General features: G+C 51.8%; 13 protein-coding genes and 2 tRNA genes. All 15 read left to right on the top strand.

Annotated elements, in window-relative coordinates; all coding sequences use genetic code 11:
- Positions 1 to 246 precede the first annotated feature (246 nt).
- The 15 genes from gap (at position 247) to CVU77_04650 (ending at position 12616) form a co-directional block, all read left to right on the top strand.
- Complete coding sequence (gene gap, locus CVU77_04720) at positions 247 to 1299, top strand: type I glyceraldehyde-3-phosphate dehydrogenase (GenBank protein ID PKN01592.1); 1053 nt, start codon at positions 247 to 249, stop codon at positions 1297 to 1299.
- A gap of 20 nt (positions 1300 to 1319) precedes the next feature.
- Complete coding sequence (pgk, locus tag CVU77_04715; protein PKN01591.1) at positions 1320 to 2519, top strand: phosphoglycerate kinase; 1200 nt, start codon at positions 1320 to 1322, stop codon at positions 2517 to 2519.
- Positions 2520 to 2533: 14 nt separating this feature from the next.
- Positions 2534 to 2743 (top strand): hypothetical protein, encoded by a 210-nt coding sequence (locus CVU77_04710; GenBank protein PKN01590.1) that lies wholly within the window; start codon positions 2534 to 2536, stop codon positions 2741 to 2743.
- Complete coding sequence (locus CVU77_04705; protein PKN01589.1) at positions 2740 to 3003, top strand: type II toxin-antitoxin system mRNA interferase toxin, RelE/StbE family; 264 nt, start codon at positions 2740 to 2742, stop codon at positions 3001 to 3003. The genes CVU77_04710 and CVU77_04705 overlap by 4 nt, the downstream gene beginning before the upstream one ends.
- Positions 3000 to 4217, top strand: a complete 1218-nt coding sequence (locus tag CVU77_04700) for a phosphoglycerate mutase (GenBank protein PKN01588.1) — start codon at positions 3000 to 3002, stop codon at positions 4215 to 4217. The genes CVU77_04705 and CVU77_04700 overlap by 4 nt, the downstream gene beginning before the upstream one ends.
- A 27-nt stretch (positions 4218 to 4244) precedes the next feature.
- On the top strand, positions 4245 to 4511 hold the full coding sequence (secG, locus tag CVU77_04695; protein ID PKN01587.1) for a preprotein translocase subunit SecG: 267 nt from the start codon (positions 4245 to 4247) through the stop codon (positions 4509 to 4511).
- Between the two features lie 23 nt (positions 4512 to 4534).
- A tRNA-Leu gene (locus CVU77_04690) sits at positions 4535 to 4616 on the top strand.
- 13 nt (positions 4617 to 4629) lie between these two features.
- Positions 4630 to 5289, top strand: coding sequence for a glycosyltransferase (locus CVU77_04685; GenBank protein PKN01586.1), 660 nt, complete (start codon positions 4630 to 4632; stop codon positions 5287 to 5289).
- A 31-nt stretch (positions 5290 to 5320) separates the two neighbouring features.
- Positions 5321 to 5956 (top strand): hypothetical protein, encoded by a 636-nt coding sequence (locus CVU77_04680; protein ID PKN01585.1) that lies wholly within the window; start codon positions 5321 to 5323, stop codon positions 5954 to 5956.
- A gap of 46 nt (positions 5957 to 6002) precedes the next feature.
- Complete coding sequence (locus CVU77_04675) at positions 6003 to 7727, top strand: hypothetical protein (GenBank protein PKN01584.1); 1725 nt, start codon at positions 6003 to 6005, stop codon at positions 7725 to 7727.
- Positions 7712 to 8851: a polysaccharide pyruvyl transferase CsaB gene (gene csaB, locus CVU77_04670; protein ID PKN01583.1), complete on the top strand. Its 1140-nt coding sequence runs from the start codon at positions 7712 to 7714 to the stop codon at positions 8849 to 8851. The genes CVU77_04675 and csaB overlap by 16 nt, the downstream gene beginning before the upstream one ends.
- Positions 8848 to 10047 (top strand): tyrosine--tRNA ligase, encoded by a 1200-nt coding sequence (locus CVU77_04665; protein ID PKN01582.1) that lies wholly within the window; start codon positions 8848 to 8850, stop codon positions 10045 to 10047. Before csaB ends, CVU77_04665 begins: the two co-directional genes overlap by 4 nt.
- Positions 10047 to 11324, top strand: coding sequence for a serine--tRNA ligase (locus CVU77_04660; GenBank protein ID PKN01581.1), 1278 nt, complete (start codon positions 10047 to 10049; stop codon positions 11322 to 11324). The genes CVU77_04665 and CVU77_04660 overlap by 1 nt, the downstream gene beginning before the upstream one ends.
- A gap of 1 nt (position 11325) precedes the next feature.
- Positions 11326 to 11416: transfer RNA gene (locus tag CVU77_04655), tRNA-Ser, on the top strand.
- A gap of 69 nt (positions 11417 to 11485) precedes the next feature.
- Positions 11486 to 12616 (top strand): modification methylase, encoded by a 1131-nt coding sequence (locus CVU77_04650; protein PKN01580.1) that lies wholly within the window; start codon positions 11486 to 11488, stop codon positions 12614 to 12616.

The raw sequence follows: 12616 nt of genomic DNA, 5'->3' as shown, positions 1-12616 counted from the left end.
TTAAGGGGGAATTTACCATTGTCCGACGCCGCGCCTTCCATTCGTCGCCGTTTTTGTCTTTACTATTTTCTATTCACTATTACTATTTACCCTCTTTTTATTGACTTTTTCCGTCATATTTGATAACATAACCCGCCTTAGCACCCGCGTCGGAAAACCGCCGCACAAAAAATAATATCGGCAACGTCTTTGAACGCCGTCCCGACGGACGGAATCGGAAGTTTCCGAACTCTATACGGAGGAATTATGTCAGTCAAAGTAGGCATCAACGGTTTCGGCAGAATCGGGCGTCTTGTGGCCCGCGCGATTATCGAGCGAAAAGACAAAGACATCGAACTCGTCGCCATAAACGATCTTACCGACGCAAAAACCAACGCGCATCTTTTCAAATACGATTCCGTTCACGGACGTCTGGCGGCAGAAGTCAAAGCGGTTTCGGAAGACGAAATCTCCGTCGATGGCAAAAAAATAAAAGTATTCAAGAAAAAAGATCCGGCTGAAATCCCCTGGAAAGATCTCGGCATAAACGTTGTCGTCGAATCCACCGGACTTTTCACCATAAAAAAAGACGGCGTCAACAAAAAAGGAAAAGAAGTCCGCGGCGCCGAGAGCCACATCACCAAAGGCGGAGCCAAAAAAGTCATCATTTCCGCTCCCGCCGAGGGCGAGGATATAACGATTGTAATGGGCGTCAACGACGATAAATACGATCCCAAAAATCACAACGTCGTCTCAAACGCTTCCTGCACCACAAACTGTCTCGGTCCCGTCGCAAAAGTAATCAACGATAAATGGGGAATAGTAAAAGGCCTCATGACCACGATACACGCTTACACCAACGATCAGAAAATCCAGGATATGGCGCACTCCGATTTAAGACGCTCCCGAGCCGCCGCCGTCTCCATGATTCCCACGACGACGGGCGCCGCCAAGGCCATCGGACTTGTGATTCCCGAACTCAAAGGCAAACTCGACGGCTTCGCCATTCGCGTGCCTACGCCCAATGTTTCCGTGGTGGACCTTACCGTCGAACTGGCCAAGCCCGCGACAGTCGAAGAAATAAATTCGGCGCTCAAAGAAGCCGCCGAAGGCAAAATGAAGGGCATACTCGAATATTCCGACGAGCCGCTTGTCTCCGTGGATTACAACCACTCCGCCATATCGTCGACTGTCGACGGAAAAATCACCAAAGTCATCGGCGGCAATTTCGTTAAAGTGCTGGCGTGGTACGACAACGAGTGGGGTTACTCCTCGCGCGTCGTCGACTTGATAAAATATATGGATAAAAAAGGAATCTAAACCGGAGGGAGCGCAAAAATATGAGCAAACTATCGGTGCGAGACGCAGACCTGAAAAATAAGAAAGTCCTGATGCGCGCGGACTTCAATGTTCCCATTGATGAATCCGGTAAAATCACCAACGACAAGCGCATACAGGCGGCAGTTCCGACGATAAAACACATCCTCGCGCAGACGGGCGCCTCGCTTGTTTTGATGAGTCATCTGGGTCGCCCCAAAGGCAAACCGGTCGCCTCGATGTCTCTTGCGCCCGTGGCAAAACGTCTCTCGGAAATTCTCGGAGTTTCCGTGAAGTTTGTCGCGGATTGCGTCGGGCCCGAAGTTCAAAAAGCCGCGGCGGCTCTCAAAGGCGGCGAGGTGCTGCTTCTTGAAAATCTGCGGTTCCATCCCGATGAAGAAAAAAACGACGATGCGTTCGCCAAACAACTCGCTTCGCTGGGCGAAGTTTTCGTACAGGACGCTTTCGGCACCGTGCATCGCGCGCACGCCTCGACCGTAGGTATCACAAAGTATGTCGGTATCGCGTGTTCCGGACTTCTCGTCGAAAAAGAAATAAAATTCCTCGGAGAGACGATGCGGAATCCCGCAAGGCCTTTTGTGGCCATAATCGGCGGCGCCAAAGTGTCGGATAAAATAGCCATCCTCGACAATCTTACATCCAAAGTCGACGCGCTGGTTATCGGCGGCGCCATGGCTTACACGTTTCTTCTGAATAAAAAGGTCGGAGTGGGCATGTCTCTCGTCGAAAAAGACAAAATAGCGACGGCCGGCTCGATAATGGAAAAAGCTCTGGCGTCAAAATGCCGGGTGCTTCTTCCGATAGACCACATTATAGCGCGGAAGATAGAAAAAGGCGCGGAGCACAAGAACACCGACGGCGTCGAAATTCCCGACGGCTGGATAGGCGTTGATATAGGCCCTTCAAGCGTGGCCCGGCTGGCTCCCGTGATAACCGGAGCCAAAACCATTCTCTGGAACGGACCCATGGGCGTTTTTGAGATAGATGAATTTGCCAACGGCACCGTCGAGGTGGCTAAATTTGTTGCTGCCGCTACGGAAAACGGCGCGGTCTCGGTGGTCGGCGGCGGAGATTCCGTCTCGGCCGTAAAAAAAGCGGGACTCGACAAAAAAATCACTCACATATCCACCGGCGGCGGAGCGTCTCTTGAATATCTCGAAGGAAAAGAACTCCCCGGCATAGCCGCTTTGAAAGACAAATAAATGAGGGTAAAGTTATGTCTAAATCCGCGCTGACTTTGGAAATAAAGAGGATGAAGCCCGCAATCGAGCGTATTGTCGAGGAAAAAATAGCCGAACTGCTCGGCGATACGGATGTCGGTTTGGACGTCAAAACCACTGTTAAAAATAATCTGGTCGGGTCGCTTAAAACAAAAAAAGAAATACCCGCGGAAAAAATCGCAAAAAAATACGGCGTCAAGTGGTGAGAAAATATAAAGTCGTTTTTCTGCCGCCCGCCGAAAAACAACTCGCGAGGATCGGTAATGTCGAGGCGCGTTGTGTTTTGGAAAAATTGCGGTGGCTGTCGGAAAATTTCGAGCGAATCGCTCCGGAATCGCTGACTGCCGGTTTGAAGGGTTTTTTGAAGTTGCGAGTCGGCGATGTTCGTGTGATTTACACGGCAGAAAAAGAAACGCGCAAAATTAGGGTTCATCTTATAGGGCACAGAAGAGAGATTTATAAATGATAACCCAGGAATTTATACGCAGGATGGTCGTTAAAAACGACGCCAAGATAGTGCTGCTCGTAATGGACGGCCTCGGCGGGATACAGCATCCGGAGCTTCAAAAGACCGAACTTGAAATGTCCAGGCACGACATCCTCGACGGCCTGGCCGCCAAGTCCGAATGCGGGTTTCACGATCCCATCGCCCCCGGCGTTACGCCCGGGTCGGGCCCCGCGCATCTGGGCATTTTCGGCTACGACCCGCTGCAATACGAAATCGGCCGCGGCTTGCTTGATTCGCTGGGCGTGGACTTTGAGTTTCAAAAGGGCGACCTCGCCGCGCGGGGGAATTTCGCCACCGTTTCCGGCGACGGAACCATAATCGACCGACGGGCCGGACGCATCGCCTCCGACGCCTCGGCCAAAATCTGCAAACTCCTGGACGGCTCCGTTATCGACGGCGTCAAGATATTCGTCCTGCCCGTCAAAGAGCACCGCTTCGCCGTGGTTTTCCGTCCGCCCGAAGGCACAATACTTTCCGACCGCCTCACGGATTCCGACCCTCAGAAAGAGGGTCTTAAAAATCTCCAAGTAAATCCGACAGTTTCCGCGGCCGGTTTTTCCGCCTCGATTGTTAATAAATTTATCGCCGCCTCCGACGAAAAACTCAAAGCCGCGCGCCCGGCCAACGCCGTGCTTTTGCGCGGCTTCGCCAACATGATAGACATTCCGTCATTCGGCGACGTCTTCGCAATGCGGGCGCTGTGCATCGCCGCGTATCCAATGTATAAAGGCCTGTCTCGTCTCGTCGGAATGGACGTGGCGAAGGGCTGCGATACCATAATTTCAGAATTCGAAACGCTTAAAAAGAACTTCGATAAATACGACTTTTTTTTCGTGCACATAAAAGCCACCGACTCCGCCGGAGAAGACGGCGATTTTTCGCGTAAAGTAAAAGCCGTCGAAGACGTCGATCTCTGCGTGCCGGGAATACTCGAACTCGACCCGACCGTGCTGGTGGTGACGGGAGACCATTCGACTCCGGCGGCAATGAAGTCGCACTCGTGGCATCCGGTGCCGCTGATGATTTATTCAAAATCGGCCAGATACAATCCGGCCGTAAAAAGATTCACCGAAACCGAATTTATAAAGGGCTCGCTCGGCCGCATTCCGGCCACAAGCGTTATGACTATGGCCCTTTCGCACGCGCGGCGTCTTGCAAAATTCGGCGCGTGATTTTTATCCGGACAGGAGCGAAAAATTATGTACAATCTGGTAAGCATTCTGCATGTGACGGCATCCGCGGCTCTGATACTGATAATCCTTCTTCAATCGGGCAAAGGCGCCGGCCTGGCCGGACTTTTCGGAGGCGGCGGCTCGGAGCAGTTATTCAGCGCTCCGTCGGGCGGAAGTTTTATGCGCAAGGCCACCATCACCATCGCCGTGGTTTTTGTTTTGACGAGTTTATCGTTGACGTTTATGGCTTCGAGCCGGCACTACGAAAGCGTGGCCGTGACTCAGAGTCAATAGTTCTTTCTGGCAAATCTGGAAAAGCCCGGGTGGCGGAACTGGCAGACGCGTACGTTTGAGGGGCGTATGGTTCACACCGTGTGGGTTCGATTCCCACCCCGGGCAATTAAAAAAATATATGCTTAAAATAAAACTTCCTTCTTTTATGCTGCCCAGGGGCAGTGTAGTCAAAATCGGTTCCAAAGACGCGCATTCGGCCGCCGTGGAAATAATGGACACGCAGCTGAAGCGAAAATCCGCCGATGCCCTCATAGATTCTTTGCTCGATTCCGACCCTTTCGTGCGTTCAATCTCAGCCGAAGTGCTGGGCAAGATGCGCGAACGCAAAGCCATTTCCCAACTGATAAAATGTCTCAAAGACCATTCTAAATATGTCAGAGAAAAAGCCGCCATTGCGCTTGGACACATAGGCGACCGCGCCGCCGTGGCGCCGCTGATAGAAGCCCTGGGCGACGAATCCGAGGAAGTAAGAGTCACCGTGGCCGGCGTTTTGGGACATCTTAAAGACCGCATCGCCGTGCCCGCCCTGATACAATCTTTGCGGGACCCCAGCCCGCTTGCCCGAATGAAGGCCGCCGTGTCTCTGGGAGTCATAGGCGATCCGCAGGCGGTTTCTCCGCTCTACGGCGTTCTTGCGGATTCAAACGAACTTGTCAGGAAGTACGCTTGCGAGGCCCTCGGCCATATCGGCCGCGCGGCCATACCGGCTCTTCTTATGGCGCTCAAAGATGACCGCGTAAAATCTCACGCCGCGCAGGCGCTGGTAAAGATAAAATAAATCTTTCAGACAGCATCCGGTCGTCTAAAGCATGGCACTGTTTCCCAAACTTCTTCGCCGGATAATCAGGGTCGCGCCCCGCGGTGTTCCGGCCTCGCTGTCGCCCCCGCCGTCTGTGTCCGATATAACTTCGTCCCTTGAAAAAAACCTTAAGAATCCCGACCCGCTCATAAGGGCGGTTTCCGTAGAAATTGCCGGCCGTCTAAAAGAAAAAAAATCAGTACGCTCCCTCGTTCAACTTCTGAGTGATCCCCTTCACATAATAAGGCAAAAGGCCGCCCTTGCTCTGGGCAAAATCGGCGCGCGCTCGGCGGTGGCGGATTTGATACGTCTTCTGGAGGACGAATCCGAGGAAGTAAGAGTCACCGTGGCCGGAGTTCTGGGTCTTCTCAAAGAGAAACAGGCGGTGCCGGCGCTGATACTGGCCCTCCGGGAAAAAAATCCCCAGATAAAAATGCAGGCGTCGGTCGCTCTGGGACTCATAGGGGATAAAAGAGCCGTTCCGTTTTTGGCGATGCAATTAAAAGATCCCAACGAAGTTGTACGCAGGTATGCCGTCGAGGCGCTGGGGAATATAGGCCGCGCGGCCGTGCCGGTTTTACTCGAAGCCCTTAACGATGAAACCATCCGCGCTCAAGCCATGGAAGTGTTGATGAAAGTTAAATAGTATTGCTCCTTGCGCCCGCCGGAAAATCCGCAAACACAATGAATTTATGAGCATTTCAATAATAAGAAAGACGGTCATTGTTTCGGCCATAGCGGCCGTGCTCGCATGGTCTGCGGCGGCTCTATATGAGAGGTTTATGGCCGAGCGCGGATCTGTATCCGTAGAAATAGCTTTCTCGTACGCGGAGGCCGAAACGGCAGCCGCATCCAACAATTATAAAATGGATGATTTCCTCGACCGGCTCAAAGCCGCCGGAGCCGGCGCCGTAATTATAGAGGAGGAAACTCCGGCTTCCCTCGAGGCGGCGCAGGAGGCGGTGTTTATTTCCGCCCAGGACTATGCCCGCCTTCGTTTGCTGGACGTCCTGACGGCCGGTTCGGTTCTGAGAGCCGACACATTCATCGTAAACGACGCCGCGTCGGCGGCATACTACGGCGGGATATTCAAAAAAAGATATTTCGCCGAGATTAATGCGGTCAGTTACGGCTCAAGAAGATTTATTTATGTAAAAGCCGGCGGGCGTCCTTCGTTAAGTTCGCTGCCGGTGGGATTTTCCAGACGCAAATGGCTTACCATCGAGAAGTACGGATTCAGGGCGGCGCCGGCGCCTTCGCCCGACGGCGACGCTTCGTGGCTTTTGGAGTTGCCGCGCGAAAAAATATCGGCCGTCATATTGGACGCCGGCCGCGGCGCCTTCGGGTTTGACGGCGCGTTCGCTTCCAAAATGGCGGCGATGTTCCCGGCGGTGTCGTACGAATTTTATCCCTCGGCGGCGATTGCCGAGTTCCCGCCGTCCGCCGTGGTTCGGGGGCATTCGCTCTCGGTGGCCGAAAAAAGGACAATGACGGCGGTCGAAGAGGTTGCCCGCTATGAGCGCGCCGCCCGCGAGCGCGGAATCAGATTTTTCAGAGTGCCCATAGACGACAAAAAAACAATCGACGCCAATCTCGACATCATAAAAGCGCTGTCGCGGCGGCTTAAAAAAAACGGATTTGCCGTTGGCGCTCCGTCGTCGTCGGCGGCTTTGCTTGCGGCGCGTTCGCAGTTCGCGTATCCGCCCCTTGCGCCGTTAAGAAAAGCCGTGGCTTTTTGTTTCGCGCTTGCGCTGCCGGCGGCGCTTGTCATGCTCGCCCGCGCGTATCTTCTTGAAGTTAAGCCCATTGCGGCGTTCGCTTTTTTCAACGCGGCCGTTTTGGGCGGCGCCCTGTTCGTGTCATCCTTCGTCTCATCCGCGGATTTTTTGGCAGGATTAAACAGGCCGTCGGGGATTAGATTTTTACTGGCGGCTTCGTGGGCGGCGGTATTTCTTGTCGTCTTCGACGCTTCCGAAGCCCGCGACATCGCTCTCAAAAACGTCAAAATATATCATGCCGTCGCCGCGCTGTTTCTTGTTGCCGCCGCGGGGGTTGTGCTGTGGCGCAGCGGAAATAACGGTTTCGTCCCGTCGGTAGAGTTGAAATTGAGGGATGTTCTGGAGCGGTTGTTCGTAGTCCGTCCCAGATGGAAAGAAATCGCGGTGGGTCAGCCGTTTCTTTGGCTTGCTTTCCGCCGTCGCAACAGAATATTTTTGGCCCTGGGCGCCCTTGCCTGTGTTTCGGCGATCAATACGTTTTTGCACACTCACACCCCGCTTGTCGTTTCGGTGTGGCGCACATTGGCGGGTATGCTGGCCGGCGGAGCCGTCGGCGTGGCTGTCGACGCCGCCATCGGGATGGCCGGCATAAAAATCCCGTCGGATCTGAGCGCTCTTAAAATATGGAAAACAAAATGAGCAAAGTGCTTATCGCCGGTTATTACGGCATGGGCAATCTCGGCGATGAAATAATTCTTTCCGAGCTGGTGCGCCGGATTCGTTTAGAGTTTGAAAACGCGCGCGCCGGCGGATGCGACATAAAAGTGCTGACCGGCGACCCCGCGGTCACTTCCTCGCCGCCGGATGTTTCTGCGGTACGCCGCAAATCGCCCGCGGTCGTGATTGCCGCGCTGTCGTGGTGCGATATTCTTATCATCGGCGGCGGCGGAATTTTCCAGGATAAAACTTCGAGTTTATCCCTGTATTATTATTTCGGCCTCATTTTGGCGGCCAAACTTCTGGGTAAGAAAGTTTCACTGTGCGCCGTCGGTGTGGACCGTCTCAAAAAATTCAATACATGGCTGGCCCGCCGCATTCTTGTCCTGGCGGATTCCGTTTCCGTAAGAGACGACGAATCGAAATGTTTTATGGACTCGTTCAGAGGCGATGCTCTCAGAGTTGCCGATTTTGTCGCCGCCCTTCCGGACGATTTTGCCGCGCCGCTTCTTAAATCCGCCGCCACCGCATCCGGCGCAAAGCGGATTACACTTGTTCCTCGCCGGTTTCAAAAGTCGGACGTGCAATTTTGGGCGCGGCTGGCGGATGCCTGCGCCCGGCGTTTCGGCGCGCGCGTCAAAATACTGCCGTTTCACAAAATTGAGGATTTTAAGTACGCAACCCGCATAGCCGGCGCCATGACTATGCCTTGCGAAGTCGTCGTATGGGAATCTATCGCCGGCGCGGCCGCCGAGATCGCCTCGTCGGATGTGGTTATAAGCGCCCGCCTGCACGGAATAATTTTGGCCGCGTCTATGGGTATACCCGTTTGCGGCATCTCGGCGGATAGAAAATCAGATCTGTTCCTGCGCGAAATAGGTCAAAAAAATATTTACGAGCGCATAGACGACCTCGATAATTCCGGCGAGGAAACTATAATGGCCGTGGTGGCGGACACAATCCGCTGGTCCGACGATTTTAAGAGCAAAATAGCCGAATCCTCCCGTCGGCTTCGACGGCTTGTGGAGCCGGCGGCGGCCGCGGCGCTTTCGCCGGTGTGGAATTTCGCGGCCGGTACGTCGGACAATTACGGAGCATCGCGATGACGAATAAAAACAACCTGTCCGTCGCCAGGACGCTGGAGTCCATCAAGCGCGGCGCCTCGGAAATCATAAGCGAAAACGAACTGATTCTAAAACTCGCCAGGGGGAAACCGCTCAGAATCAAGTTCGGAGTGGATCCCACGTCGCCCGACATTCATTTGGGGCATACGGTCGTCTTAAATAAACTCAAAACCTTTCAGGAACTGGGACACAAGATAATTTTTATAATCGGGGATTTTACGGCTAAAATCGGGGATCCGTCGGGCCGCGCTCAGACGCGGCCCATGCTCGACGAAAAAGACATCCTGGCCAACTCGGAGACATACGTAGGGCAGGTCTTCAAGGTTCTCGATGCCGATAAAACCGAAGTAGTTCACAATTCACACTGGCTCTATCCGCTGGGCCTCGACGGCATACTCAAACTGGCCCGCTCGGCTACGGTCGCCCAAATGCTGCACCGCGCGGATTTCTCCGAACGATTTAAGAAAGGCGCGGACATTACGATACTTGAGTTTCTTTACCCGCTGCTTCAGGGATACGATTCGGTGGCGGTCTCCGCCGACGTGGAAATAGGCGGAACCGACCAGAAGTTCAATCTTCTTGTCGGCAGAGATCTTCAAAAAAACGCCGGACAGGAGCCGCAGGTCGTAATCACAATGCCTATACTCGAAGGCCTCGACGGCGTCAAAAAAATGTCCAAATCTTACGGGAATCACGTGGCGCTCAATGATTCTCCGCGCGATATTTTCGGAAAAGTGATGTCCGTCTCGGACGATATGATGTACCGGTGGTACGAACTTCTCACCGTCGAGGATCTTGCGGCCGTGAAAGCCGGGCATCCCAGAGAGGCGAAGGCCCGTCTCGCCGAATTAATAGTCGGGCGTTACTATGGGTCGAAGACGGCCGCCGATGCCCGCGAAGAGTTCGACAAGATATTCAAGCAGGGCGGACTTCCCGACGACATCGCCGAGCACTCCGTGCCCTATTCCGGCGAAGTTATGCTCAGTGAAATCCTGATGTCTTCGGGGCTGTCCCCGTCGAAAACCGAGGCGCGTCGTCTCATATCGCAAGGCGCTGTTCGCGTGGCGGGTGAAAAAATATCCAAAGACACCCCCGTCTCCGCCGCCAGAGATTTCATTCTTCAGGCTGGAAAGAAAAATTTTAGGAAAATCATTTTCAGGAAAAAGGAAACCGGATAATGCTCGACATCAAACAGATAAGGGACAATACCGCCAAAATACGCGCGGCGCTGGGCCGTCGCGGGGGGAATTTTTATCTCGACGAACTTCTGACTCACGACGCTTCCCGCAGGCAGCTTATAGGCGACATAGAAACGCTGCGCCGCCTCCGCAACGAGTTATCGCAGAAGATATGCCGCATTCAGAAAGAAGGCCTCGACGCGGCGCAGTTGAAGTCCGAAGTCGAGGAATCCAAGACGGAACTCAAAGAGAAGGAACAGTTTCTTATTTCCGTAGAGCAGAAAATCGAAGACGCCGTTTTACGCATCCCCAACATCCCCGACGAGTCGACTCCCGACGGAGCCGATGCCTCCGCCAATCCCGTTGTGCGCGAAGCGGGGGACAGAAAATCCCCCGGAGATTCGGTTAAACCGCATTGGGAAGTGGGCGAGGCGCTGGGAATTCTGGACTTTGCCGCGGCAGCCAAAATTTCGGGGTCGCGTTTTACGGTTCTGAAAAACCGCGGAGCGGCCCTTGAGCGCGCCATAATAAGTTTTATGCTGGATTTGCACATATCGCGCGGCTATACGGAGATAATGGCTCCGTATCTTGTCAACAGAAAAACTATGCAGGGTACGGGGCAGCTTCCCAAGTTTGAAAGCGAAGTGTTCCGCTGTTCCGACGACGATTTATACCTGATTCCTACTGCCGAGGTTTCCGTTACCAATATTCACCGCGAGGAAATAATTCCGGAACAGGAACTGCCAAAAAAATACGCCTCCTATTCCGCCTGTTTCCGCCGCGAAGCCGGTTCCCACGGTCAGGACACCAGAGGACTTATACGCAATCATCAATTCAATAAAATTGAGCTCATAAAGTTCGCCGCGCCTTGGACTTCCGATGCCGAGCACGAAACGCTTTTGGCTGACGCCGAGGAAGTTTTGAAAGTTTTGAACATTCCTTACCGTGTTGTGCTTTTGTGCGCCGGCGATCTGGGTTTTGCCGCCGCCAAAACTTACGATATAGAGGTCTGGATGCCCGGGGAAAAAAGGTGGAGGGAAATTTCTTCGGTTTCTAATTTCAGAGATTTTCAGGCCAGAAGAATGAAGATAAAATACCGTCCCAAGCCCGCCAACGGCAAGATAGAAAAACCCGGCCTGCTTCACACTTTGAACGCCTCCGGCCTGGCCGTGGGGCGAACCTTCGCCGCGATACTCGAAAATTATCAAAATCCCGATGGAACACTTACAGTGCCGGAGTGTTTAAGAAAGTACACGGGATTTGATAAAATCGGATGATGGAGAGGTGGCCGAGTGGTTGAAGGCGTCGGTCTTGAAAACCGATGTGCGCCTTGTGCGTACCGCGAGTTCGAATCTCGCCCTCTCCGCCAAACTTCACTTTTTGTGAAATCACAGGAAGTTACCTCGCCGTTTCGCTTGATGATTTAATGAAATAAATTATGGCAACCAAATCTTCAAATAAAAACTTACACAAGGCAAACCAAGCAAAAAAAGATGAGTTTTATACTCAGCTTATTGATATTGAAAAAGAACTGAAGCATTATAAAGATCAGTTTCGTGGCAAGGTGGTATATTGCAACTGCGACGATCCGTTCGAGAGCAACTTTTTCAAATATTTTGCCGCCAACTTTAATGCCCTTGGTCTCAAAAAGTTAATCACCACCAGTTATACAAAGTCGCCAATTGCCGGAGGACAGTTGCCGCTCTTTGAAGTCAAAGGCCTAAAACCGAAAGGCAAAGAGCCGTTAAAAATTGAAATTAATGAAATATCAGATCTTGATTCCGACGGCGCGGTTGGTTTGGAAGATATAAAGTGGTTATTGAAGCATAACGCCAATGTTTCTGCGTCGCTTAAAGGTAACGGAGATTTTCGCAGTGAGGAGTGTATCGAACTTCTCAAGCAGGCAGATATTGTGGTAACTAATCCGCCGTTTTCGCTCTTTCGCGAGTATGTGGCGCAATTGGTGGAATACAACAAGAAATTTTTAATCATCGGCAATATTAATGCGATTACCTATAAAGAATGTTTTAAGTATATAAAAGATAACAAAATGTGGCTCGGAATTACGATGGATGGGAGAAATAAATGGTTTCGGGTCCCAGAAAGCTATCCAATAAACGAAAATGTTGCTAATTCAAAAATAGAAAATGGTGAAAAATATCTATTTGTTAAGGGTTGTTTGTGGTTTACTAATTTGGATACTGAAAAACGTCACGAGAAATTCAATCTTTATAAAAAATATACATCGGAAGAATATCTGAAGTATGATAATTACGATGCGATTGAAGTGCCAAAAGTTTCCGAAATCCCCGCTGATTACGACGGTGTAATGGGGGTGCCGATAACTTTTCTAAATAAATATAATCCGGATCAATTTAAAATTTTAGGTATGTGTGAAAATTTAGATTTATACAAATTTAAAACAAGAATTTATACCAGCGAAGAGTGCAAAAAACGATACTTTGAATTATTTGGTAAAAAAGGAACGTATGATTTAAATGCATCTGGCGTCATAAATGGAAATAAAGTTTATCAACGTTTGCTTATTAAAATAATACGAAAAAAATAA

The organism is Elusimicrobia bacterium HGW-Elusimicrobia-1, from assembly GCA_002841695.1.
GTDB lineage: Bacteria > Elusimicrobiota > Endomicrobiia > PHAN01 > PHAN01 > PHAN01.
The sequence above is the reverse complement of the archived record's forward strand: the minus strand, read 5'-3'. Positions and strand labels throughout refer to the sequence as shown.